General features: G+C 70.2%; 23 protein-coding genes. 14 read left to right on the forward strand and 9 right to left on the reverse strand.

Features of this window, described 5'->3' with window-relative positions:
* Positions 1–5: 5 nt before the first annotated feature.
* Genes G406_RS0120580 through G406_RS0120590 form a run of 3 tightly spaced genes read right to left on the reverse strand, consistent with a single transcriptional unit; the run spans position 6 to position 2,736 of the window.
* Positions 6–1,217 carry a VOC family protein gene (locus tag G406_RS0120580; RefSeq protein ID WP_028935275.1) on the reverse strand — a complete coding sequence of 404 codons (1,212 nt, stop codon included), beginning with the start codon at positions 1,215–1,217 and terminating at the stop codon, positions 6–8.
* A complete protein-coding gene (locus G406_RS0120585; RefSeq protein WP_156935020.1) occupies positions 1,214–1,942 on the reverse strand; it encodes a class II aldolase/adducin family protein in 729 nt (242 codons plus the stop codon). The genes G406_RS0120580 and G406_RS0120585 overlap by 4 nt, the downstream gene beginning before the upstream one ends.
* Positions 1,939–2,736 carry a class II aldolase/adducin family protein gene (locus G406_RS0120590; RefSeq protein ID WP_028935277.1) on the reverse strand — a complete coding sequence of 266 codons (798 nt, stop codon included), beginning with the start codon at positions 2,734–2,736 and terminating at the stop codon, positions 1,939–1,941. The genes G406_RS0120585 and G406_RS0120590 overlap by 4 nt, the downstream gene beginning before the upstream one ends.
* A 67-nt stretch (positions 2,737–2,803) precedes the next feature.
* On the opposite strand from G406_RS0120590, the gene G406_RS48405 reads away from it, so the two are divergent.
* The 11 genes from G406_RS48405 to G406_RS0120645 all read left to right on the forward strand — a co-directional run bounded on the left by G406_RS48405 (position 2,804) and on the right by G406_RS0120645 (position 12,474).
* Complete coding sequence (locus G406_RS48405; RefSeq protein ID WP_051342426.1) at positions 2,804–3,679, forward strand: isocitrate lyase/PEP mutase family protein; 876 nt, start codon at positions 2,804–2,806, stop codon at positions 3,677–3,679.
* A gap of 136 nt (positions 3,680–3,815) precedes the next feature.
* A complete protein-coding gene (locus tag G406_RS0120600) occupies positions 3,816–4,394 on the forward strand; it encodes a UbiX family flavin prenyltransferase (protein WP_037077614.1) in 579 nt (192 codons plus the stop codon).
* Entirely contained in the window at positions 4,391–4,882 is a 492-nt protein-coding gene (locus tag G406_RS48410; RefSeq protein WP_051342427.1) for a VOC family protein, read from the forward strand. Before G406_RS0120600 ends, G406_RS48410 begins: the two co-directional genes overlap by 4 nt.
* Positions 4,883–4,923: 41 nt before the next feature.
* A complete protein-coding gene (locus G406_RS48415; RefSeq protein WP_051342428.1) occupies positions 4,924–6,384 on the forward strand; it encodes a UbiD family decarboxylase in 1,461 nt (486 codons plus the stop codon).
* Entirely contained in the window at positions 6,374–7,510 is a 1,137-nt protein-coding gene (locus G406_RS48420) for a thiolase C-terminal domain-containing protein (RefSeq protein ID WP_051342429.1), read from the forward strand. Before G406_RS48415 ends, G406_RS48420 begins: the two co-directional genes overlap by 11 nt.
* Positions 7,507–7,947 (forward strand): Zn-ribbon domain-containing OB-fold protein, encoded by a 441-nt coding sequence (locus tag G406_RS55230; protein WP_169736745.1) that lies wholly within the window; start codon positions 7,507–7,509, stop codon positions 7,945–7,947. The genes G406_RS48420 and G406_RS55230 overlap by 4 nt, the downstream gene beginning before the upstream one ends.
* Complete coding sequence (locus G406_RS0120625) at positions 7,947–9,107, forward strand: CaiB/BaiF CoA transferase family protein (RefSeq protein ID WP_028935279.1); 1,161 nt, start codon at positions 7,947–7,949, stop codon at positions 9,105–9,107. The genes G406_RS55230 and G406_RS0120625 overlap by 1 nt, the downstream gene beginning before the upstream one ends.
* Entirely contained in the window at positions 9,107–10,843 is a 1,737-nt protein-coding gene (locus G406_RS0120630; RefSeq protein ID WP_028935280.1) for an FAD-dependent monooxygenase, read from the forward strand. The genes G406_RS0120625 and G406_RS0120630 overlap by 1 nt, the downstream gene beginning before the upstream one ends.
* Positions 10,844–11,224, forward strand: coding sequence for a nuclear transport factor 2 family protein (locus G406_RS0120635; protein ID WP_028935281.1), 381 nt, complete (start codon positions 10,844–10,846; stop codon positions 11,222–11,224).
* Between the two features lie 10 nt (positions 11,225–11,234).
* On the forward strand, positions 11,235–11,927 hold the full coding sequence (locus tag G406_RS0120640) for a dienelactone hydrolase family protein (protein WP_028935282.1): 693 nt from the start codon (positions 11,235–11,237) through the stop codon (positions 11,925–11,927).
* Positions 11,920–12,474 (forward strand): NADPH-dependent FMN reductase, encoded by a 555-nt coding sequence (locus G406_RS0120645; RefSeq protein WP_028935283.1) that lies wholly within the window; start codon positions 11,920–11,922, stop codon positions 12,472–12,474. Before G406_RS0120640 ends, G406_RS0120645 begins: the two co-directional genes overlap by 8 nt.
* Before the next feature lie 20 nt (positions 12,475–12,494).
* On the opposite strand, the gene G406_RS0120650 is transcribed toward G406_RS0120645, so the two are convergent.
* The 5 genes from G406_RS0120650 to G406_RS48430 form a co-directional block, all read right to left on the reverse strand.
* Positions 12,495–13,886, reverse strand: a complete 1,392-nt coding sequence (locus G406_RS0120650; protein ID WP_156935021.1) for an FAD-binding oxidoreductase — start codon at positions 13,884–13,886, stop codon at positions 12,495–12,497.
* Positions 13,883–14,992 carry an acyl-CoA dehydrogenase family protein gene (locus G406_RS0120655; protein ID WP_084216253.1) on the reverse strand — a complete coding sequence of 370 codons (1,110 nt, stop codon included), beginning with the start codon at positions 14,990–14,992 and terminating at the stop codon, positions 13,883–13,885. The genes G406_RS0120650 and G406_RS0120655 overlap by 4 nt, the downstream gene beginning before the upstream one ends.
* A 77-nt stretch (positions 14,993–15,069) precedes the next feature.
* Positions 15,070–16,368 carry a cytochrome P450 gene (locus tag G406_RS0120660; protein WP_156935022.1) on the reverse strand — a complete coding sequence of 433 codons (1,299 nt, stop codon included), beginning with the start codon at positions 16,366–16,368 and terminating at the stop codon, positions 15,070–15,072.
* A 70-nt stretch (positions 16,369–16,438) separates the two neighbouring features.
* A complete protein-coding gene (locus G406_RS0120665) occupies positions 16,439–17,767 on the reverse strand; it encodes a protoporphyrinogen/coproporphyrinogen oxidase (protein ID WP_169736746.1) in 1,329 nt (442 codons plus the stop codon).
* The gene (locus tag G406_RS48430) at positions 17,764–18,735 is read right to left on the reverse strand and encodes a terpene synthase family protein (protein WP_051342433.1); all 972 of its coding nucleotides are present in this window, start codon (positions 18,733–18,735) and stop codon (positions 17,764–17,766) included. The genes G406_RS0120665 and G406_RS48430 overlap by 4 nt, the downstream gene beginning before the upstream one ends.
* 337 nt (positions 18,736–19,072) lie before the next feature.
* On the opposite strand from G406_RS48430, the gene ispH reads away from it, so the two are divergent.
* Together ispH and G406_RS48435 are read left to right on the forward strand one after the other, a co-directional pair.
* Positions 19,073–19,996: a 4-hydroxy-3-methylbut-2-enyl diphosphate reductase gene (gene ispH, locus G406_RS0120675; protein ID WP_028935288.1), complete on the forward strand. Its 924-nt coding sequence runs from the start codon at positions 19,073–19,075 to the stop codon at positions 19,994–19,996.
* Positions 19,993–21,072 (forward strand): polyprenyl synthetase family protein, encoded by a 1,080-nt coding sequence (locus tag G406_RS48435; RefSeq protein ID WP_051342435.1) that lies wholly within the window; start codon positions 19,993–19,995, stop codon positions 21,070–21,072. The genes ispH and G406_RS48435 overlap by 4 nt, the downstream gene beginning before the upstream one ends.
* Positions 21,073–21,171: 99 nt before the next feature.
* Here G406_RS48435 and G406_RS0120685 read toward each other — a convergent pair whose 3' ends face one another.
* Entirely contained in the window at positions 21,172–22,629 is a 1,458-nt protein-coding gene (locus tag G406_RS0120685; protein ID WP_028935289.1) for a carotenoid oxygenase family protein, read from the reverse strand.
* Between the two features lie 226 nt (positions 22,630–22,855).
* Between G406_RS0120685 and G406_RS48440 the strand changes: the two genes are divergently transcribed.
* Entirely contained in the window at positions 22,856–23,887 is a 1,032-nt protein-coding gene (locus tag G406_RS48440; protein ID WP_051342436.1) for a right-handed parallel beta-helix repeat-containing protein, read from the forward strand.
* Positions 23,888–23,916: the final 29 nt, after the last annotated feature.

Consider the following 23,916-nt stretch of genomic DNA (forward strand, 5'->3'; position numbering starts at 1 on the left):
TGTTCCTAACCCCAAGGCCCGAGGAAGACCTCGCCCTGGTAGGTGTCTGTTCGTTCTTCGACGGTGTCCGGCCATTCGCCCGGGGTGATCTTCGGACGTAGCTCGGCGGGGCGCGGGCGGCCGTCCCAACCGATCTGTTCCATGTAGTAGTACAGCTGCACGACGTGCCCGTCCGGGTCGGTCACGTGCGCGGCGTAGTCGATGCCGGGGTGCAGAGCCGGGTCCGGCTCGGTCACCTCGCACCCGTTCGCCCGGAAGAATGCCACGGCCGACCGCAACTGGCGGTAACTGGCGACCTGACAGCCGAACATCGCCGTGGTGCTGCCGGTCGACAGCCCCGGCGTCCCGCGTAGCGCCGAGGGATAGAGCGCCAGCGAATGGTGCTCGGTGTTCGCGCGCAGGTACACGCAGCGATGCCCCTGGTGGACGACCTCCTCGGTGACCACGAAGCCCATCTCCCGGACGTAGAAGTCCAGCGAGACCTCCAGGTCGTCGACGAACAGCCCGACCGGACCGTGCTTGGTCACCTTGAACGGGCGGGCCAGCAGGATGCCCTCCACGTCGTGGCTCGCCGGCAGCGAGTCGAGGTGCCGGTAGCCGGAGTGGATGTCGATTCCCCTGGCCAGAGCGTCCTGGACTTCGGTGTACTCGTTGGTCTGCGGGACCGACGGGGTGTCGTGGAACGCCCGGTAGTACATCTGTTTCGGCTTGCTGCGCCCGTTCCAGCCGACCTGCTCGATGCCGTAGACGATCTCGTTGCGGTGCCGGTCCGGGTCGAACGCGTACAGGTGCCAGTTCGAACCGGGCATGTCCCGGCCCACCTTGTGCAGCGTGTGGCCGTTGCCCCGGAACCAGTGGATGGCGTTGTTGACCTCGGCCATGCTCCCGGCCTGCCAGGTCAGCTGGTTGAGGCTCACCGCCTCGGGCAGGTTGCCCATCAACGTCTGGTAGTGCCAGGCGCTGAACAGTACGAGCGTGTGGTGGTCGGTGTTGTGCTGCAGGAAGTAGCCGGTGCCCGAGCACGGCTGCTCCAGGTCCGGGAAGCGGCGCTTCACGATCCCGGTCATGTCCAGGGTGTCGGTGACCCGGAAGCCCAGCAGCTCGCTGTAGAACCGCAGCGCCGCCGGCATGTCGTGGGTGTTCAGCCCGACATGGTTCAGCCTGCGGATCTTGAACGGGCGATCCAGGGTCACCCCGCCCACGTCGAACTTCGTCACGGGTTCGCTCCTTCGGTGATCTGCGAGTAGTAGCGCCAGCGGACCTCCCACGAGGAGCCGGCGGCGGCGCGCTGGTCGATCTCGTCGTCCGGGATGACCCTCGGACGGCCCCGGATCGCGCGGACCTTCCAGTTCGCCTCGGCGAGCTGTTCCAGGTGGATCGCGTTGACCACCGCCTCGGGCAGTTCCCGCGCGACGCTGACGATCCCGTGACCGCGCAGATGACAGACCCGGTGCTGCCCGAGCGCCTCGGCGAGCTGGTCGCCGAGGCGCTCGTCGGTGACCAGCTTCGCGCACGGCCACACCGGCACCGGCGTCCTGACCAGCTCGGACTGCACGTGCAGCACCGGCAGGATCGGCTCACCGGCGATGCCCATGACCGTGGCCATCGGCTGGTGGGTGTGCACGATCGCGTGCACGTCCGGGCGGGCGCGGTAGATCGCGGTGTGGATGAACCGCTCGCCGGGCGGCTCGTGTTCGCCCTCGACGAGGGTGCCGTCGAGGTCGATGACGGCCAGCTGGTCCGGGGTGATCCGGTCCGGCCGGCTGATGTCGAGCGAATGCCGAGGCTTGATCAACATCAGGTCACCGGGCAGCCGAACGCTCGGATGCCCCATGTAGTCGACGAGCCCCAGCCGATACAACACCCGACACGCCTCGACGACCATCCGCCGCGCCTCGACCGTCCGCCGCGCATCGAGCATCCGCGGCGCATCCGCACTCACGCCGCCCCACCCGCCGTACGCCCGCCGCCCGTCCTGCTCCCGCCGCCCGCCGCACCCGCCCCCTCCGATGGCACGAATGTGGCTTTAGGGACGCTCAACGTCCCTAAAGCCACATTCGTGCCCGGTCCGGCGTCGGCGAGGTAGTGGTTCCAGAGGCGGCGGGTGTGGCGGGAGCGGTTGGTCGTGGAGGCCAGTGCCGTCAGCTCCTCTGGGGTCAGGGGCAGTCGGTCGCCTAGGGTCGCGGAGTCGAGGTTGGCCTGGGCGTTCTCCTCGAAATGGATGCAGTCCACGACCGCGGCCGGCACGCTCTCCGCGACGATCACGCCGCCGTGCGCCCGCAGCAGCGCGGCGTGCCGGTCGCCGAGGGTGTTCGCCAGCGCGGTGCCCTGCTCGGGCGTCTTGATGTGGGTCGGGTCGGGGTGTGTCGGAACGCCGGCGCGCCAGCGGTGCGCGTGGCCCTTGAGCAGGGTGAGCGGCCCCCGGCTGGTGGTGAACGCGGCCGCGAGCGCCGAGTGGGTGTGCACCACGCAGTGCACGTCCGGTCGCGCGCGGTAGATCGCGGTGTGGATGAACACCTCCAGCGGGAGCTGCTCGCGCTCCGACCCGTCGAGCGGGTTTCCGTCGAAGTCGCAGGTCAGCAGCCCGCTCGCGTGGACCTGACCGCGGTGGGTGTCGCGCGGGTGGATCAGCAGCGCATCGCGGCCGGGCAGGCGCGCACTCAGGTGTCCGCTGTAGGTGAGGACGCCCGCGCGGTGCAGCAGTCGAGCGCCGGCGGCCACCTCGTCGTGAAGCATGAAACCGACGCTACCGTGAACCAAGACACTATGCAATGATGCAAAGTGAAGGGCTACAGTAATTCTCGTGGAGGCACCCTTGATGAACGTGACCGCCCGCCGGCTCCGGCTCCGTGAGCTGCTGGCCGGGCCGGACATCGTGCTCGCGCCGAGCTGCGGGGACGCACTGACCGCGCGGCTGGTCGAGTCGCTCGGGCTGGGCGCGGTGCACTGTTCGGGCAGCGTTCTGCACCACCTCGCCGGCTACGCCGACGCCGGGATCCTGACCATGACCGAGATGGTCGACGCCGTCGCACGCATGGCCGACGCGGTCGACCTGCCGGTCATCGCGGACGCGGACACCGGGTTCGGCGGGGTGGTCAACGTCGTGCGTTCGGTGCGCGCCTACGAACGGGCCGGGGCCGCCGCCATGCACCTGGAGGACCAACTCACCCCGAAACGCCCGGTCTACCTCGACGGTTACTCGGCGACCACGATCACCCGCCGGGAGATGGTCGACAAGATCCGCGCCGCGGTCGACGCCCGGAGCGACGAGAGCTTCCTGATCATCGCCCGGTCCGAGGTCAAGGGCGATCTCGGGGAGGTCCTCGACCGGCTCGGTGAGTGCCTCGACGCGGGCGCGGACGCCGCCTGGCTCGCCGCGCGCACGCCGTCCGACATCGAGAAGACCCGCGCGGTACTGGACAAACCCCTGATCGGGGTGCTGCCGAAGGGCATGCCGCTGCCGGAGTTCGCGGGTTACGGCGCCGACTGCGCGCTGCTGCCCGGCTGGCTGCAGACCGTCGCGTTGCACGCGCAGCAACGTCTGCTCACCGAGCTGATCGACACCGGGACGATGCGCGGCTACCTGGACACGCTGCCCGGCATCGCCGACGTCCGGGCCTTCGAATCGGGCCAGGGCGCCGCGGCGCTCGCCGACCTGGAAACCCGGTTCGGCTCATGACCGTCCCCGACCCCGTGAGTGGCGCGGCCGCCTATGACCGGCCGCGCCACTCACAGCCTCCGACCGGCCTCGTGAGTGGTACGGGCGCCTATAGGCGCCCGTACCACTCACGAGGTGTTCAGGGCGGGTGCCACGGATGAGTCAGCGGCTGGTCGTGGGGATTTCGGGGGCCAGTGCTCCGCACTACGGGGTGCGGCTGCTGGAGGTGCTCCGCGCGCACTGCCCGGACGTCGAGACGCATCTGGTGCTGTCCCGGGGCGCGCGCCGCACGATCGCGCTGGAGACCGACCGCGACCCCGACGAGGTCCTCGCGCTCGCCGGCCACGTCCATGCCGACGACGACCTCGCGGCGCCGATCTCGAGCGGCTCGTTCCCGACGATGGGCATGGTCGTCGCGCCGTGCTCGATCAAGACGCTGTCCTCGATCGCCGGCAGCCACAACGACAACCTGCTGACCAGGGCAGCCGACGTGTGCCTGAAGGAACGGCGGCGCCTGGTGCTCGCGGTCCGTGAGACGCCGCTGCACCTCGGTCACCTGCGGCTCATGACCCAGGTCGCGGAGGTCGGCGCGGTGATCCTGCCGCCGGTCCCCGCCTTCTACCACCGACCCACCTCGATCGAGCACCTGATCGACCACGCGGTGCTCAAGATGCTCGACCAGTTCGGCATCCAGCTCGACCTGGTCCCGCGCTGGACAGGGAGGACACCTGAATGACACCGGTCAAGATCCGTAAGCTCGGCCACCTGATCCTGCGGGTCAGCGACGTCGAGGCGAGCACCCGCTTCTACACCGAGATCCTCGGGTTCACCGAGTCCGACCGTAACGAGCACGGGTACGTGTTCCTGCGCTGCGCCGCCGACCATCACGTGCTCGGCCTCGCGCCCGCCGAGGAGATCATCCCGCTGCCCGACAAGTCCCGGCGCCAGCGCGGTTTCGACCACTGCGCGTTCGAGGTCGCCTCGATCGAGGAGCTGATCGAGATCCGGGACTTCCTGCGCGCCCGCGACATCCCGATCGTCTTCGAGGGCCGCAAGGGCCCCGGCTGCAACCCCGGCCTGGAGTTCCTCGACCCCGACGGCTACGACGTGGAGATCTACACGGGCATGGACCAGATCGGCTGGGACGGCCGGACCCGTCCGAAGGAGCAATGGCGCCGGGTCCGCTCGCTCGAAGAGGCCGCCGCGAACCCGGTGCACCCGTGAGTGTTGTGGGCTGCCAGGACAGCCCACAACACTCACGGCCTGTGCGGGACCTGCGGGAGTGGCTGGCCGTGTGCGACGAGCTGGGGGAGATCCAGCACGTGACCGCCGAGGTCGGGTGGGAGGAGGAGATGAGCGCCATCAGCTACCTCGCCGGTACCCGCGAGGGTGGTCCGGCGCTCATGTTCTCCCAGGTCACCGGCCATCCAGGGTGGCGCGCGCTGTGGAACCCGTTCGGCTCCAGCCGTCGCCGGATCGCCGTCGCGTTGGGGGAGGACCCCGAGCTGTCCATGATCGAGCTGATCGCGGCCACCAAGGACAAACTCGAGCACGCCGTCGAACCCAAGGTCGTCGAGGACGGACCGGTCTTCCAGAACACCCTGACCGGTGCCGACATCGACCTGTGGCAACTGCCGTCGGCGAAGTTCTGGCCCCGCGACGGCGGCCGCTACCTGGGCACCGCCGACTCGGTGATCACCCGCAACCCCGACGGCGGCAACCTCAACCTCGGCACCTACCGCATGATGGTGCACGGCCGCGACGAGATCGGGCTGTACCTGTCGCCCGGCAAGGACGCGCTGCTGCACATCGAGGCGGACTGGGCGGCGGGCCTGGACGTCCCGATCTGCGTCGTGCTCGGTGTGGACCCGCTGCAGTTCCTGGTCAGCTCGCAGGGCTTCCCGAAGAACGTGTCCGAGTACGACTACGTCGGTGGCCTGCGCGGCGAACCCGTCGAGGTCGTCAAGGCCCGGCACAGCGACCTGCTCATCCCGGCGCGCGCCGACGTCGTGCTGGAATGCGTCGCCGAACCCGGCGCGCGCCGCCCCGAGGGCCCGTTCGGCGAGTTCACCGGCTACTACGGCAAACCCGGCGGCGCCGCCCCACTGCTTCGGGTCACGGCGATCCACCACCGCGACGACCCGATCGTCACGCACGCGCTCATGGCCGACTACCCGTCGTGTGAGCAGTCGCTGTTCTTCGGCGTCATGCGGTCCGCCCGGATCTGGGCCGACCTGGAACGCATGGGCATCCCCGGCATCACCGGTGTCTACTCCCACCCGGCCGCCGCCGGCGGGTTCGGCGTCGTCGTGCTGTCGCTGACCCAGATGTACGCCGGCCACGCCGCGCAGGCCCTCGCGCTCGCCGCGCAGTGCCCGGGCGGCGCCTACTACACGAAGTGGATCATCGCGGTGGAGAGCGACGTCGACCCGACCGACATGAACGACGTGCTGTGGGCGATGTCCACCCGCTGCAGCCCGACACACGACATCGACATCCTGCGCAACACCTGGTCCACCCCGCTCGACCCGACGCTCAACCCGCCCGAGCTACGCCGCTACGGCTCGAAAGCGCTGATCAACGCCTGCCGGGAGCACCGGTTCCTGGACACGTTCTCCGAACGCACCGCGCTGCGCGAGGACGTCTACCGCCGGGTCGCGCAGCGGTGGACCGAGCTGGGCTTCGACGGCGTCGCGCCGGAACCGAGGGCGTTCCATGCCGACTGAGTTCGCCGACGGCACCGCGATCGCCGGCATCGGCTGGACGCCGTTCACCACCCGGTCCGGCCGGTCGGTGACCGGGCTGGCGACCGAGGCGTCGCTCAACGCGATCTCCGACGCCGGTCTCGCGGTGTCCGACATCGACGGTGTGGTCACCTACTGTTACGGATGGGCACCGGACACGATCTGGCCGGAGGAGCTCGTCGCGGCACTCGGGCTGCCGCGCTGCAACTACCAGCTGTTCGACTCACTCGGCGGGGCGTCCAGCTGCTCGGCCGTGCTGTCCGCCGCGTTCGCCGTAAACGCTGGACTGTGCACGAACGTGCTGGTCTACCGCGCGATGAACGGGGCGAGCGAGCGGCCTCGACTGATGCCCGACCGGAACGTCGCGGTCGGGTCGCGGCAGTGGACGGTGCCGTTCGGCGCGGTGCACGCGGCGGCGAACCTCGGCCAGCCGGTGTCGGCGTACCTGGCCGGCCACGGCCTGACCAACCGCGACTTCGCGCCCCTCGCGGTCACCCAGCGTGAACACGCCCGGCTCAACACGAAGGCCCAGAAACGCGACCCGCTGACGATCGAGGAGCACCAGGCCTCGCCGTGGATCGTCGAGCCGTTCCGCAAGCTGGACTGCTGCCTGGTGTCCGACGGCGCCACCGCCCTGGTCGTCACCTCGACCGAGCGCGCCCGCGACCTGCGCCACGCACCGGTCACCCTGTACGCCGGTACGGGCGGGCCGACGCCCGACTCGATCTGGCGCGGAACCAGCCCGTCCGAGATCGACTTCGCGCAGCTCTACGACGCGTTCACCGGCTGCTGCCTGCGGCACATCGAACAGTTCGGCCTCGCGGGCCCTGGCGACGCGGCTGCGTGGGTCGCCGACGGCCACGCCGGCCTCGACGGCGGGACGCCGGTCAACACCCACGGCGGCCTGCTGTCCGAGGCCTACACCCAGGGCCTCGGACACGTCGTCGAGGCGGTGCAGCAACTCCGTCCGCACGGCGTCCGCGACGACCTGTGCCAGGGCGAACACACCTACGACCGCACCGAATGCCGCCAGGTCAGAGCCGCGAGCCTCGGCTTGGTGTGCGGCCAGGGCGGCGAAAGCGCACTCCTACTCCGGAGCACCCCGTGAGTGGCGAGTGGTCCTCTGGGACCACTCGCCACTCACGGCCTCCGACCTGCGGGTTCAGCTCAGGCGGACCTGTAGCTGAGGCGGATGCGGACAGCGGGCCGTTCTGGGACGCGTGCACCCGGGGTGAGCTCGTCGGACAGCGGTGCCTCGGCTGCCGACGGTGGCGCGCGCCCGCCGAGTTCTGCCCGCACTGCCACACCCGCGCCCATGAATGGCTGCCGCTGCCCGGCACCGGAGTGCTGCGCTCCTGCGTCGTCGTCCACCGCGCCCAGCACCCGGCGTTCGCCGACCGGACGCCGTACCGCATCGCCCGCGTCGAACTCGACCGGGGCTTCGTCCTGACCTGCGCCGTCGACGGCGAACCCCGCATCGGGCACGTGGTCGAGATCGTCTTCCGCGACAACCTGCCGCACTGCCGAGAAACCGGAGGGAACTGATGCCCGGACCACTGCACGGCGTACGCGTGCTGGACCTGACCCACGTGCTCAACGGTCCGTTCGCCACGATGCTGCTCGCCCACCTCGGCGCCGAGGTGCTCAAGATCGAGCACGGCGCCGGTGACCGCTTCCGGCACGCGTGGATGAGCCCGGACGCCGACCACGACGGCTACGAGTTCCGCGCCGTCAACGTCAACAAGAAGGGCATCACGCTCAACCTCAAGCACGAACGAGGAAAGGAGCTGTTCCGTGAGCTGGTCGCGAAGTCCGACGTCGTCGTGGAGAACTTCTCCATCGGCGTCCTCGACCGTCTCGGCCTCGGCTACGACGAGCTGAAGAAGATCAAACCGGACCTCGTGTACGCCTGCTCGCGCGGCTACGGCGAGGACGGACCGTACGCGCACATGCGGGCGAACGCCGCGACGATCATGGCCAGCAGCGGCTGGACCTACAGCTCGTGGACCAACTCGGGCCATCCCGGCACGAAACCCCAGGGCATCGGCGACGAGGCCGCCGGGGTGTCGATGGCACTGGGCATCCTCGCCGCGCTGCTGCACCGGATGCGCACCGGGCAGGGCCAGAAGCTCGAGATCTCCATGCAGGAGGCGCTCATGGGTTTCATGGTCGCCAACTTCCACACGCTGTTCGAGGGCCGCCCGGTCGGCAGCGCGCCCAAGCCGTGCGCCGACGGCCACATCGCCTTCCACCTGCCGGACATCACCGACGACCTGTGGGAACGGTTCGCGCTGGCCATGGGCCACCCGGAGGCACTGGAGGACCCACGCTTCGAGACCGCGCGGACCAGGCGGAAGAACTTCACCGCACTGGAGGCCGTGGTCTCCACCTGGGTACGGGAGAGCACGCGCGACGAGCTGTGGAAGGTCTTCCTGTCCATCGGCATCTCGGCCGCGCCGGTCTACTCCACCTCGGAGGTCCTCACCGACGAGCACCTGGTCGAGCGCGGCGCGTTCGTCGAGGTCGACGACCCGCGCGGCGGGCCATCGACGTTCCTGCGACCCTGGCTGCGGTTCAGCGAGACCCCCGCCGCCATCACCGCGCCCGCCCCGGCGCGAGGCCAGCACAACCGCGAGATCTACACCGGGCTGCTCGGGCTCGACGCCGCCGAGCTCGACCGGCTCGCCGAGGAACGGGTCCTCTGATGCGCGTCCCGGTACTGATCGTGGGCGGCGGACCGGTCGGGCTGTCACTGGCCATCGAGCTGGGCAGACGCGGCATCGAGGCGCTGCTCGTCGAACAGAGCGGCCCCGAGGTCGAGTTCACCACGGCGAACCTGGTCAACACCCGGACCGTCGAGCATCTGCGCCGCTGGGGCATCGCCGGCGCCGTGCGGCATTCCGGCTTCCCGGCGGACCAGCCGCGCGCCTACCGCTACATCACCAGCTTCGCCGGGCACGAGCTGGCCGCGTTCGAACGGCCCGCGAACGGTTCATCGGACGCGCGGTCGCCGCACAGCCCGGAGTCGCGGCTGTGGTGCCCGAAGGTCTACTTCGACCCGATCCTGCGCGGCACCGCCTTCGAGTGCCCGTCGATCACCCTGCGCTATCGCACCCGGTTCGAGAAGTTCGAACAGACCGACACCGGCGTGCGTGCCTGGCTGACCGACGCCGAGGGCCGTACCGAGGTCGTGGAGGCCGACTACCTGGCCGGATGCGATGGCGGCAAGAGCGAGGTCCGCAAACAGCTCGGCATCGGGCTGAGCGGCCAGTTCGCCGAGACCCGCAACGTGGCGATCACCGTGCGTGCACCACTCGCCGAGCATCGACGCGTCGGACAGGCCGTCTACTACGGGCTGGTCGGCCCGCGCGCGCGTGGCGTCGTGACCTCGGTCGACGGCGCCGACGAATGGCGCATCAACGTCTGGCACGACAAGAACTACGAGCTGTCCCGCCTCGACGCCGAACAGGTGTGTCGCCGCGCGCTGGGCGACGGCGTCCCGTTCGAGGTGCTCAGCAGCCGCGGCTGGGCCGGGCACTGTGTGGTCGCCGACTCCTACGGCACCGACCGGGTGTTCCTGGTCGGCGACGCCGCGCACCTGCCGTGGCCGGCGGGCGGGTTCGGCATGAACACCGGTCTCGGCGACGCCGTCGACCTCGGCTGGAAGCTCGCCGCGCTCGTCGAGGGCTGGGCCGGGCCCGCGATGGCGCGGTCCTACGCGGCCGAACGCCGTCCCATCGGGCTGCGCAACATCGCCTACGCCCAGTCCCTGCACCGCGACGACACCCGCCTGGCCATCCCGCCCGACCTGGACGCCGACACCCCCGAAGCAGCGGCTGCGAGAGCGGACCTGTCGGCACGGATCCAGGCCAGCAGGGGCAAGGAGTTCGGCCTGGAGTCCCCGGAGATGGAGCTCGGCTACACCTACGCGAACTCCCCGATCCTTCCCCCCACCCCCGCGAGTCGGGGCTCTCAGCACACCGAGTCGGGCGCCTCAGCACACCCGCCCGTGTGCTCACCCGCCCGACTCGGTGTGCCCACACCCCCGACTCGCGGGGCGTCGGCCCTCACCGCCCGCGCGAGTCGGGCGTCTGAGCCCGGCGAGTCGGGAGTGAGGGCCGAGGAGGAGTGGCGCCAGAGCAGCGCCGTCGGGTGCCGGGCGCCGCACGGGTGGATCAGCGAGGGGCGATCGACGCTGGACCTGTTCGGCACCGGGTTCCGGTTGCTGTGCTTCGACGGCGAACCCGCCCCCCGGCTGCTCGGGGCGGCCGCCGCGCAGGGCGTCCCGATGCGCGCGACCCGGCTCTACCAGCCGGAACTGGCGCGGCTGTACGAGCGGCGCCTGGTCCTGGTCCGCCCGGACGGGCATGTCGCCTGGCGCGGCGACACCGAGCCCGACGACCCGTTCCCGCTCGTCGACACGATCCGGGGAGCGCGGTAGATGCTCACCGCCGAGGACCAGCTGAGCATCCACGCCCTGTACGCCCGCTACGCCGAGGCCTTCGACCGAGGCGCGTCCGAGGTGAGCGCCGACTGCTTCACCGAGGACGGCTCGTTCACCAGGGCGAACGGCGTCACCTCCACCGGTCGCGACGAGCTGCGCACGATGGCCGAGGGCGTGTCCGGCATCCGGCACCTCTACGCGAACGTGCTGATCGAGGCCGTCGGCCCGAACGAGGCGACGGTCAGCTGCACCAACCTGCGCCTGCGCGTCGCCGACGACGGCGCGATCGCGATCCACGCGCTCGGCGTCATGCGTGACCGGGTGGTCCGCACCGCCGTCGGCTGGCGCTTCCAGCGCCGAACCAGTTCCCCCACCTGATGGAGACCCCGTGACCGACATCGACTTCCGAGGCCTGTCCGGCTACCTGGCCCGAGCGACCTCCGGGACCGGCGGGGCGGTGCTGCTCGTGCCGTTCGCGTTCGGCCTGAACCAGCGGGTCCGCGACCTCGCCGACGACCTCGCCGCGTCCGGCCTGACCACGCTCGTCTGGGACCCCTACCCCGGCCTGCCGCCGATCACCGACCACCACCAGATCCGGGGCCGCGCCGCCGCGCTGAAGGACTCCGCGGTGATCGCCGAACTCACCACCTGCGTCGATCACCTGCGCGAGGACGTCAAGGCGACGCGGATCGGCACGATCGGGTTCTGCATGGGCGGCCGCTTCAACCTCCTGCACGCGGCCCGCGACCATCGCCTCGCCGCGGTCGTCCCGTACTTCCCGACGATCGTGCGCCCGATGCCACCGCACCTGGAGGTCGACGCGGTCGAGGCCGCCGCCGCGATCCCCGCCCCGGTGCACCTGATCTACGCGGGCAACGACCACCTGACCGTCCGCGACACCTTCGTCGAGCTGCGCGACGCGCTGGAGAACCGCGACGCCCCGACGACCGTGCAGGTCTACCCGCACGCGAGCCACGGGTTCATGGACCTCGACGGTCACCCCGAGGCCGTCGACCAGGCGGCCCGTGACGCGTCCTGGCCGCAGGCGGTGGCGTTCCTGAAGGCGCACCTCGATGCCTAGGGTCCTGGTGATCGCCGGAAGCGTCCGCCAGTCCTACACCGCCGCACTGACCCGGACGGTGACCGAGGCGTTGATCGAGCGCGGCGCCCACGTCGACCTGTGGCACGACCCGGCGCTACCGACGGCGGACCCCGCGTACCACCGCAACCCCCAGGACCATCCGGACCCGGAGGTCCGCCGCCTCGTCGGGCTGGCCGACGAGGCGAACGCGCTGGTCCTGGCCTCGCCGCTGTACCACAACTCGTTCTCCGGCGTCCTGAAGAACCTGCTCGACCACCTGTCCATGGAGCAGTTGCGCTACAAGCCGGTCGGGCTGCTCGGTCACGGCCGCAACCGCAGCACCCAAGCGGTCGACCAGCTCAGGACGGTCGTGCGAGGCCTACGCGGAGTGACCACCACGACGCCCCTGTGCACGGTCGACGCCGACTACCATCCCGACCACTACGGCACCCTGGTCCTGACCGACCCGGACATCCGATCCAGGCTCACCCGCTTCACCGACGAGCTCCTCACTTTCACCACGGCCCTGACCCCGCTGCGCGCCTGACCTCCCCACCCGCGTGACGGCTACCTGGGTTTGATGTTCTTGTTGTAGCGCAGCAGGTTGTGCGGGTCCCAGGTGGTTTTCGCGGTGACCAGGCGCTGGTACTTTTCCGGACTTCCCCACACGCCTCGGCGCCAGGTCGGGCCGTGGTCGGTGGACAGGTTGACGTAGCTGTTGCTGCGCAGGTGCGGCGTCAGCTCCCCGCGCAACCCGTCCAACCAGCCGCGGTAGGTGGCGTCGTCCCGAGCGTCGTCCCACTCGGTGACCGACTCCCACAGCCAGCTCGCACCCTCGCGGGAGAACGCCATCGCGTCCTCGGCGACGTCGTCGGACACCGCGCCGCCCATCGCCCACAGGTTCTGCACGGTGCTGGGCAGCGGCGGCGTCGACGGGGCGGGCGCCGAGGCGGTGTTGCGGACCACGACGTCGATCGTCGCGTCGTCCAGCTCGGTCAGGTAACCGCCCTTGCTGTAGTAGCGGCGCCCCGGCGGGGCGATCACGTCGAGCATGCGGTTGGCCTCGGTCCACGGCATCGGCGCGACCGCCGAGGCGACCGGACGACCCAGCCCGGCCAGCGCGTCGAGGACCGACGGGACCGACGACGGATCCCCGCTGTGCACGACGATCGGCATCAGCACCGGCCGCCCGTGGAACTCCGGCGGCACCGGCGGCAATGGCGGGCACTGGGTGAGCGCCGCGACCACCGCCAGCTCACGCGGCGCCCGAGGCAGGTACTCGCGCAGCCCGGCCAACACCTCAGGGGCCTGATCCAGCGGAAACAGCAGGAACCCCGCCGCGACCTCGCGCGCGAGAGGCCGCGCCCGGAACTCGAACTCGGTCACCACCCCGAAGTTCCCACCGCCACCGCGCAACGCCCAGAACAGGTCCGGGTTCTCCCGCTCGCTCGCCGTGACCAACCGCCCGTCGAGCGTCACCACCGAGCAGGACAGCAGGTTGTCGACCGTCGCGCCGTAGCGCCGCATCAGGTACCCGATCCCGCCACCCAGGGTCAGCCCGGCGATCCCGGTCGTGCTGACCGTCCCGGACGGCACCACCAGGCCGTGCGCGATCAACGCCGCGTCCATGTCGCGCAGCAGCACGCCCGCGCCCAGCCGGACCACCCCGGTCGACGGGTCGACGTCGATCGAGGTGAGCCCGCTCAGGTCCGCGACCAGCGCGCCGTCCGGCATCGCGGTCCCGTCGACACCGTGCCCGCCGGCGCGCACCGCCAGCGGAGTGCTGGTCTCGCCCGCGTGCCGGGCGACGGCCAGGACGTCCGAGGCGTCGCGCGCCCCCAGGATGACCGAGGGCGTGTTCTCGCTGGTCCGGCTGTTGAAGATCTCCCGGGCGTCGGCGAATCCGTCGTCGCCGGGGCGTAGCGCGATGTCGCGCAGGTCGGTGGGCAGCGTGATCACAGGAACGGCACTCCAGGGTCCATGCCGCACAGCACCCGTCCGTGCAGCTCCGCGTTGGTGCTGTGCAGCAGGAACGAGTGCACCGACAGCGCCTCGATGTCGGCGCTCACCCGCGACAACGGGTCGGTCCGGCGCAGCGCGGACGCGCCGCTGCCGTCGGCGACGGTCCGCACCACCTCGCGGCACAACCGGGTCGCCCATGCGGCGTCCGCCCGGCACCGCACCCGCGCCGCCACGTCACCGGGGTCCGCGCTCACCTCGGCGACGGTTGCGACGGCCCGCTCTGCGTGGAACCGCGCCTGGTCCAGCTTCATCGTCGCGGCGTCCATCGCCAGGTGGGTCACCGCTGCCTCGGCCTGTCGCTCGTAGGCGGTGTAGGTGATGCCGCGCCGGGTGACCCGTGAGGTGAACTGCTCCAGCGCAGCGCGCCCCAAACCCAGGGGCGTGCCGATCGCACCGGTCACGAACAGCGGGATGAACGGCATCGCGAAGTACGGGTCGTCCGCCAGCAAGGCTGAGCGCGACGGCGCCCCGACCGGCAGCACCCGGTGCGAGGGGACAAACGCCTCGCGCACCGACAGTGACGCCGACCCGGTCCCGGACAGGCCGTTGACCTGCCAGTCCTCGGCGCTCATCCAGTCGGCGCGGGGAACAAGGAACTGCGCGGGACCGACGGTGGGGGAGATCGAGGACAGCAACGCCCAGTCGGCGTGGTGCTGGCCGGAGCAGAACCGCCAGGTCCCGCTCAGCCGGTACCCGCCGTCGACCGGCGCGGCCATCCCGTCCGGTTGGAAGGCCGCCAGCACCGTCGGCGTCGCCGACGTCGAGTACACCTCGTCCTGCGCCTCGTCGTCGAACGAGCTCAGCATGTACAGCGACGCCGCGTAGATCCCGCAGACCCAGGACGTCGACCCGCAGCCGCGCGCCAGCTCCTCCAGGACCCGCACGAACGTCCCCAACGGCGCCCGCGCACCGCCGGGCGCCAGCGACGTCACCAGCCCGGCCTCGCGGATCAACGCGACGGACTCGTCGGTCAGCCGCCCCAGCTCACGGGCGGTGTCCGCGCGCTTGTCCAGCTCGGGCACCAACGCGGCGGCCCTGGCCACCAGCGCATCCGACTCCCGTGAGTGAGTTGGGCTGCCAGGACAGCCCAAATCACTCACGGGGGTTCGAGAAGGTGAGGTCACGATGTTCTCCGGTGGACGGTGACCGGGACCGAGTCCAGGCCGAGGGTGGGCGCCAGAACCGGGCGCGGGGTGTGGTCGGACGCGGGGGAGAAGGTGCACGTCCTGGCCATCGTGGAGACCGCGATCAGGGCCTCCTGCCAGGCGATCGTCTCCCCGACGCAGATGTGCGGACCGGCGCCGAACGGCATGAACGCGCCGAGCGGGCGCGAAGCCCCGGGAAGCCAGCGGTCGGGGTCGAACCGGTCCGGCTCCGGGTACAGCTCGGGTCGGCGGTGCAGCAGGTACGGGCAGAAGAACAGCGCCGCGCCGGCCGGGATGCGGTGCCCGCCGAGGTCGAGATCGACGACCGCGCGCCGCGACATCAACGCCCCCGGCGGCCAGAGCCGCAGAATCTCACTGACCACGCGCCGGGTCAGGTCCAGCTCGGCCCCCTGGTCCGCCTCGGCGCGCAACCGTGCCGCCAGCTCCGGATCGTGCGCCAGCAGCGCGCACGCGTTGCTCAGCACCCCCGCGACGGTCTCGGATCCGGCGGACATCAGGACCATCGCCTCGTTGCGGATCTCCTCGGTGCGCAGCGGCCGCCCGGTCTTCGGGTCCCGTGCATCCACCAGCGCCGCGACGATGCCGCCCGCGCCGCCGTGCCCAGCACGGTAGGCGTCGACGGCGTTCTCGGTGATCCGTTTCAACCGGCCCAGCGCGTCGTTGACCTGCCGGTTCGCCCGCGTCGGGAGGCGTTTGAGCAGCCCGGTCGGATCGGCCATGTACCTGGCGATGCCGGCCAGCGCGACCGGCAGCAGCTCGACGAACTCGGCCTCGTCCGCCCGGGAGACCGCGTCGGTGAACAGGGTCCGCGCCATCACCATGAACGAGTAGCGGCGCATCTGCCCGACCATGTCGTAGCGCCGACCCGGCTCCCAGGACTCGACCAGCTCGGCCGCGCAGTCCGCCATGACCGACGGGTTCGGCTGGTAGGCCGGGCTGACCAGACGGCGCCGCGCGCGGTGCTCGCGCCCGATCATCGTGCCGATGCTGACCCCGATGAGCTGCGCCAGGTTCTCGTACAGCGGGCCCTTGTCCAGCCGGGAGTCCTCGTCGGTCAGTAGCTGCCGGATCAGCCCCGGGTGGCTGATCACGTACGCCGGTTTCGGCCCCAGCCACAGCACCGCGATGTCGCCGCAGACCCGGGCCGAGTCCATCACCGCGTACGCGTCCCTGGTCATCGCCAGCGCGTGCCCGACCAGCGGCCGCCGCCCCGGAACGGTCCCGATCACCGCCCGGGCCACCGCCGCGGTCACCACGAACCTCGTGAGTGTTGAGTGTGGCTATAGCCACACTCAACACTCACGAGCACCTGGGCGTCCCCCGTCATCGACGTACGCCCAGCTGCTCGATCACCCGCGCGGCGGCCTCGCCGCCGGAGGTGAGGCTGTCCTCGACCGTGGTCAGCCGCAGGTAGTCCCCGGCGAGCTGGATGCGCGAGCCCGGGTCGAGACCGGCGGTGAAGTCGGCCAGAGCGCGGTAACCGCCGACCGGGCGGGCCACCGTGCACGGATCCCACCGCCACACGTACCCGGCCACAACCTGGTTCTCGATCTCCGGCAACACCTCCGCCGCACCGGCGATGGCCTTGGCCAGCACCTGGTCGTCGTGCAGATCCCAGTGCCGCGACGCCCACTCGCGGTGCCAGTACACGGTCACCAGCCCGGCACCGGGCGGCACCCGGCCGGGCGCTTTGTTGTGGTCCAGGATCATCACGTTGACGTCCGGATGCGTGCGGTCCGGCACGGTCAGCCACATCGCCGACTCGTCCGGTGCACTGCGCAGCGCGAGCGTCACGACCAGGCTCCGCGCGTACGGCACGTTCTTCAGGTAGTCGCGGCTCGCCGTGTCCAGCCGGGGCAGCATCGACGGGACGTGTACCGCCGGCACCGCCACGACCACCGCGTCGGCGTCGACGACCCGCTCCGGCTCCCCGGCCCGCTCCCAGGTCACCTGCACCCCGCCGGCGGTCTCGAGGACCTCGGTGACGGTGGCCGACAGCTCCACGTCCAGCTGCCGGGCGAGACCCTCCGGCAGGAACCGGATGCCCTCGGCCGAGTTGACGAACCCGGCGCCGATCATCGTGCGCAGCAGCAGGAACAGGTTGACCACGGACAGCTGGTCCGGCGGCGTCAGGTAGAAGTCCCCGGTCAGCGGCTGCACGAAGTAGTCGAGCGCCTCGGCGGTCAGGTGCCGGCGGCCGTAGTCGACGATCGACTCGACGTCCAGCTCCCGGATACCCGCCGCGCCGGGTGTCTCCAGCACCCGACGGTGCCGGTACAGATCGCGCAGCACCCCGGCCAGCGACAGCTTGGACCGGGCGCCGAGCAGCCCGGTGGTCAGCAGCCCGGTACGCCTGCGACTGTGCAACCGGTGCACGTGCCGAGCTCCGGCGATCCCCATGACGTCGCTGGTCGGCTGGACCATCCCGCCGAGACCCGCGTCGGCGATCAGCCGCAGCGTGTTGCGGTAGGTCGTGGGCAGCACGCTGGCCGCCGCGTCGATCCGGTAGCCGTCGCGTTCGATCGTGTGCATCCGACCGCCGACCCGGTTCGCGCGCTCCAGGACGGTCACCTCGGCGCCGGCCTCGCGCAGCCGGTACGCGGCGCTCAGCCCGGCGATCCCGCCGCCGACGACGATCACCCGCGCGGTCACGAGCAGACCCCGGCGCTCACCGGTACCTCCAGGTAGCGCGCGGTGCCCCGGCCCCACGCGACGTGGCCGACCATCCAGGCCTTCAACATCGCGGCGCATGCGTCGGCGGTGGCCCGCACCTCGTCGCCGACCTTCAGCCGGTCGCACACCGTCGGCAGCTCCCGCTCCGCCGCGAGGAACCGTTCCAGCTGCCGCTGCGTGCGCACGGTCACCTCGTGCGCCGCGTCCTGCAGCGGGATGCCCCGCTCGTGGTGCAGCACGAGCACCAGGTTCTGGTTGTCGCCGTGCGCGAGCTCCTTCTCCAGGCTCATCAGGTCGTTGGTCCAGCACACGACGTCCGCCGAGGTGACCAGGAGCCGCTGGTAGGTGCGGCTGTAGTAGACGTCGGCGGGCAGCGCGGCCGACTCTGTGTACTCGATGAGGTCGAACGAGGGCATGACCGCGCCCGCGTCGCGCCGCATCCGCGCGAACACCTCCAGGTCCGGGACCTCGTCCAGCCGGCGATGCCCGGCCTGCCAGACGTTCGCGGTGAAGTAGTCGGCGAGGTGCCGGCGGAACCGGCGCCGCCACGACGGTGACATCCGCTGCTCAGCGCGCTGCGCGAGGTCGGAGAGCCCGGCGCGCAGGGGGTCGTCGGAGTTGCCGGGAGTGTCCAGGTCGAGGTTCGCCAGCGCGTCGGAGAACAGTTCCGGCCGCCGCCCGTGGAGCCCCTCGTCGCCCTGGTCGTCCAGCACGAACAGCCAGCTCATCCACTCGGCGAGCAGGCACAGGTCCTCGGGCCCGGCGTGCGGGTAGCAGTGTGCCGCCAGCGCGCCCGGCCGGGTCCTGGCCAACCGGTGCTCGATATCGGCCGTTCGGAGCAACCCCAGTTGTTTCGCCCACCGCAACGCTTCGGAATCCGCGTGATCACCGAAAGGGCTGACCGGCGTGGAAATCTGTTCCAACTGATCCGGAATGACGAGCTCCACAAGCCAACCTTTCGTTTTCGGATTCGGTCCAGGCAGGCCTACGGTGGCGACCTAAAGCCAGGTTAAGGCTGGAAGAGTAGCCTGAACTAGCTTCTGTGACGAGTATCAGGTGGTAAACACGACGTGACGCGCCCCGCGTTGCTGAGATAAGGAGCATGATTCTCAGTGATACCCGTAGCTCGACTGGATCTGGCTTGCACCTATCGCGGGCCCTGAAATAGCGTGCGCTCGCTCTGCGCGGCCACGCCGGAGGAATATTGATCACCATTTGCTGGAGTGCGTGATGCACGCGGAGATCGTTGAAAGTTCAGTCGAACTCGAAGAAAGCGGAACTGTGGTGCTCGCCGAGCCCCGCGGTTTCTGCTCCGGGGTCGAGCGGGCCATCCGCATCGTCGAGCGCGCCCTGGAGACCCACGCCGAGCCGGTCTACGTCCGCAAGCAGATCGTGCACAACCAGCACGTGGTGGACAGCCTGGAGGCGCGCGGTGCACGCTTCGTGGACTCGACGGACGACATCCCGGACGGTGCGGTCTGTGTCATCTCGGCACACGGCGCCTCGCCGATGGTGCGAGACGGCGTCCGCGCCCGAGGACTGACGATGATCGACGCCACCTGCCCGCTGGTCGCCAAGGTCCACCAGGAGGCACGCCGGTTCGCGGCCGAGGGTCGCCACATCCTGCTGATCGGCCACGCCGGCCACGACGAGGTCGAGGGCACGCTCGGCGAGGCCCCGGAACGCACCACACTGGTGGAAACCGTGGAGGACGTCGCACGGCTGGACGTCCCGGGCGCTTCGATCGCCTATCTGACCCAGACCACCCTCTCGTTCGACGACACGGCCGAGATCATCGAGGCGGTGCGCGCACGGTATCCCGAGGCACGCGGTCCGGTCGGGGACGACATCTGTTACGCCAGCCAGAACCGGCAGGTCGGCGTGAAGTCCCTCGCCGCGCGCTGCGAGGTCGTCCTGGTCGTCGGCGCGGAGAACTCGAGCAACTCGATGCGCATGGTCGAGGTGGCCAGAGCAGCCGGGGCCGATGCGCACCTGGTCCCCGACCCGGCTTCGTTCGACCCGGCCGTGCTCGCCGGAGCGACGGTCGTCGGGGTCAGCGCGGGGGCCAGCGCACCGGAGTCGCTGGTCGAAGACCTCGTGCGCAGGCTCGCCGGACTGGGGTTCGGCGACGTCCAGATCGATCGCACATCGGTGGAGGACGTGCACTTCGCGCTGCCGAGGTCGCCGGGCGGGCAGGCGCGGCGATGACGGCCCTCCTGCGGACCCACCCGCTGGACGTCGAACGGGTACGGGAACGGACCGACCGCGTCCTGTCGGCCTTCGTGGCGGACCGAGGCGCCCGATTCATCGACGTCGTGCCGACCGGTCAGGCACTGATCGAGAGCGTCACAACGTTCCTGGACGGAGGCAAGCGACTCCGACCCGCTTTCTGTTACTGGGGCTGGCGCGGCGCGGGCGGGGCCGACGACGACCGAATCATCCCCGCGGGTGCGGCCCTGGAACTCCTGCACACTTTCGCCCTGATCCACGACGACATCATCGACCGAAGTGATCAACGCAGAGGTGCTCCTTCGGTGCATCGTCAGCATTCGGACTTTCACGTGCGCGCCGGTATGCACGGCAACGCCGAGGACTACGGCACCGCGATCGCGTTATTGCTCGGTGATCTGTGCCTGGGCTGGTTCCACGACCTCCTCGACGAATGTGACCTTCCCGCCGGGCGGCGGCAGGCGGCCCGTCGGCTGATGTCCACGGCATTCACCGAGCTGATCGCCGGGCAGTGTCTCGACGTGGCAGAGCAGGGCGCCCGGGGATTATCGGTGGAGCGGGCCGCGCGCATCATCCGGTACAAGACGGCGAAATACACCATCGAACGGCCGCTGCACCTCGGCGCGGTCCTGGCCGGCGCCGACGCCGAGCTGCTCCGCGTCTACTCCCGGTACGCGCTGCCGCTGGGTGAGGCGTTCCAGCTGCGTGACGACCTGCTCGGTGCCTTCGGTGAGCCGGACATCACCGGCAAGTCGGACGCCGACGACATCCGCACCGGCAAACCCACGATGCTGCTGGCCCTCACCCTGGACCGCGCCACCCCCGCGCACCGCACCGAGATCCTGCGCCTCCTGGACGCCGAGGATCTGGCCGAGCCGGGCATCGAACGGATCCGCACGCTCATGATCGACACCGGCGCGGCCGCCGCGATAGAACACCGCATCACCGCGGGCGCCGACGCCGCCCACCAAGCCCTGACCGAGCTGAGACTGCAAGCCCCCGCCGACGAAACACTCAGAGCGCTGATCGACACCGTCGCCTACCGCGCGCACTGAGACACCTCGCAGACCGGACCCAGCTCGCACAGACCGAGTGCACGCCGCACAGAAGCCAGAGCCTCTGTGCGACGTAGAGAACCTCTGTGCGAGCTGCACTTAGCCGGCGGTCGGGGCCCAGTGGCCGTGGATGCCCTGAGGGACGCGGGCCGGGATGTGGATCGTGGCCACGGTGTCCAGGGTCTGCGCATCGACGATCGTCAGATCGGCCGTGTTCGTACTCAGGTCGGACACCAGACCCATCAGTACACCGTGATCCTCGCCGGTCCTCGTGCTGTCCGGCACGAACACGAACTCGCTGAGGCTGTGCTGCCGCCCGAACCGCCGCGAGAGGGTCCCACCCGCGACCAGGTCGTGTTTCAGCAGAGCGCCACTGGTCTCGGTGCCGAACCCGAACCCGGCGATGATCCCGTAGCCGTACCGGTGGCGCCGCCCGGCCAGGCGCTCGTCGATCCTGGGGAACTCCTGCGGATGGTCGTCGGTCCGGGACTCCCGGACCTTCCCCGCGGTGAGGTCGATCGTCCAGCGGTCCAGGGTCGGCAGCTGCGGCCGGTCCTGACCCGCGTGATCCGCCGGGATCATCTCCGGGTGGCGCACCACGTCCAGCACGATCGTGTCGCCCTCGTCGTAGGCGTTCATCGTGTGGAACACGTAGCACGGGTCGACGTCGAACCAGCGCACGTCAGCGCTGGCCCCGTCGCGGGGCATCACCCCGACCCGCGCCCGGTAGTCCGGGTTCCACGAGTACGGGTAGGGCCCGTTCGCCGGGAACCCGCGTCCGAGCAGCGCGGTCATCGGATCGGGTATGCGGACCCGGCCGATCAGCGCGGACAACACCAGCCGGGCCGGTGTCCGCAGTGGCCGAGGTACCGCGACCTGGACTGCTTCCCTGGCGTCGAAGGTCACCGGGAGGTCGTAGAACACGACGTACTTCTCGGTGAGCGCGAGGTCGTGCATCATCGGACTGCCCGCGACCTCGATGTCGACCGTGCGGCGCGCGCGGCCGTCGGCGCCGATGACCGAGTACTGCACGGTGTTGCCGCGACCGATGAAGTACGACACGGCATGCAGCTCCCCGGTGGCCGGATCGCGATGCGGGTGTGCGGTGTAGCCGCCGGGCAGCGTCCCGTCGAAGTCGCAGTAGCCGACGGTGTCCAACTCGTCGGTGAGCTCGTAGTTGACGGCACCGCCCTCGATCAGCGCGAGAGTGCGCCCCGCGTGCTGGATGACGCTGGTGTTCGCCCCGGGCTCAGGGAACGGAGCCGGTCGACGAGCGGTCGGGATGGTCTCACCGAGTGCCTTGGCCGCCTCCGGGCTGCGAATCCATCGGTTCCGGTACCACTCGGCACGGCCGTCGCGTAACCGCACGCCATGGACCATGCCGTTGCCCATGAACCAGTTGTAGGTCTCCGGGTCGACCTCGGCGACCGGGTTCGGCCCGTTGCGAAGGAACCGCCCGTCGAGGTAGTCCGGGATGGTGCCGCTGACCTGCAGATCGGTCAGGGTCAGCTCCTCGCGCACCGGGGCGAACGCGTCTTCCAAGAACTTGTTGGGCATGTCGGCTCCCTGTTCCGTAACAGCGTTACAAAACAAGCTACGCCGTGCCGCGAGATGCGCAAGAGCTGAAGACGTTGTTGCGTAACGTGACCCCCGTAACACAGAGGGTAAGAGTGTCCTTTATAGTTCGCCGCCTGGTGTTGCTGGGGCGAATGAGGCGTATTTGAGGCCGAACCCTGGCTGTCCAGTCTTCTGATTGGCTTCTGAGGGAAGGACGAACCGCGCCTTGAACAGGACCGTCAAGGTCTCCGCCGTGATCGCGGCGGCGGCGATTCTTGCCTTCGTCGGGATCGGCGGCCCGAGGTTTCTCGTGCCGACCGCCTCGGCGGACCCTTTACTACCCGTCGGCCCGGGCATCAACATCGATCTCGATGGCCCCGCGGTGGACCTGAACCTGGACCGTGAGCTCGGCATGGCGCTGGACTTCGTGCACCGGGGCGAGGGCGCGACCCGCCCGATCCCGGTGCCCGGTCACTGCGCCAAGAAGGTCACGCCCGCCACGATCCAGGCAGCGGTGGACGCCGCGAAGCCGGGGGACCGGTTCTGTGTGTTCGGCAGCTCGAAGGATCGGATCGTGGTCGAGCGGACCGGCGCGGTCCAGGTGCCGATCACGATCACCGGCGACGGCCGCGGCACGCAGGCAGGCATCACGCTGGACGCCAACAACGTGACGGTGGAGAACTTCAACTTCGCCGAGTCGGCGCCCGGCATGGACGTGCTGGGCAACCACCTCACGCTGCGCAACAACACCGTCACCCACCCCGTCGGGGAGGACTACGACGGCGTGCGGTTCTTCGGTGACGACATGAAGATCTACAAGAACACCATCTCGAGGATCACGAACACCGAAGAGGCGCACGCGGACTGCATGCAGACCTTCTCCAGTGACACCGCGCCGAGCCAGCGGGTGATCATCGACAACAACCGCTGCGAGAAGACCGACAACCAGTGCCTGATCGTGGAGGGGCCGAACGACGGCGAGGGTGACGGCATCGGCCACACCAGCGACATCGTGTTCAGCCGCAACTTCTGCGAGGCGGGCGCGTCGCAGGCGGTCATGCTCGAGGACGCGCAACGGGTGAGCATCGTGCTCAACGACATCCGGGGTGACCTGGACAAGGCGTTCGCGTTCGACATCGGCTCGACGTTCGGCAAGGTCATCGCCAACAAGATCGCGCCGAACATCTCCTACGAGGTCGGTATGGACGACACGTCCAGGCCCGGCTACATCGGCCCGGAGCCCGGGGGACCCCCGTGACCCCGCGCCACTGACAAACAGACTCGTGA

Origin of the sequence: Actinospineispora spinosispora DSM 44797 (assembly GCF_000429025.1) — a bacterium.
Lineage (GTDB): Bacteria > Actinomycetota > Actinomycetes > Mycobacteriales > Pseudonocardiaceae > Pseudonocardia > Pseudonocardia spinosispora.

Excerpts from the sequence above, each read along its gene's own strand:
- G406_RS0120590 (WP_028935277.1), bottom strand. The coding sequence starts at position 2,736 with ATGCTTCACGACGAGGTGGCCGCCGGCGCTCGACTGCTGCACCGCGCG.
- G406_RS0120600 (WP_037077614.1), top strand. The coding sequence starts at position 3,816 with ATGAGTCAGCGGCTGGTCGTGGGGATTTCGGGGGCCAGTGCTCCGCAC.
- G406_RS48410 (WP_051342427.1), top strand. The coding sequence starts at position 4,391 with ATGACACCGGTCAAGATCCGTAAGCTCGGCCACCTGATCCTGCGGGTC.
- G406_RS48420 (WP_051342429.1), top strand. The coding sequence starts at position 6,374 with ATGCCGACTGAGTTCGCCGACGGCACCGCGATCGCCGGCATCGGCTGG.
- G406_RS0120625 (WP_028935279.1), top strand. The coding sequence starts at position 7,947 with ATGCCCGGACCACTGCACGGCGTACGCGTGCTGGACCTGACCCACGTG.
- G406_RS0120630 (WP_028935280.1), top strand. The coding sequence starts at position 9,107 with ATGCGCGTCCCGGTACTGATCGTGGGCGGCGGACCGGTCGGGCTGTCA.
- G406_RS0120635 (WP_028935281.1), top strand. The coding sequence starts at position 10,844 with ATGCTCACCGCCGAGGACCAGCTGAGCATCCACGCCCTGTACGCCCGC.
- G406_RS0120645 (WP_028935283.1), top strand. The coding sequence starts at position 11,920 with ATGCCTAGGGTCCTGGTGATCGCCGGAAGCGTCCGCCAGTCCTACACC.
- G406_RS48435 (WP_051342435.1), top strand. The coding sequence starts at position 19,993 with ATGACGGCCCTCCTGCGGACCCACCCGCTGGACGTCGAACGGGTACGG.
- G406_RS0120685 (WP_028935289.1), bottom strand. The coding sequence starts at position 22,629 with ATGCCCAACAAGTTCTTGGAAGACGCGTTCGCCCCGGTGCGCGAGGAG.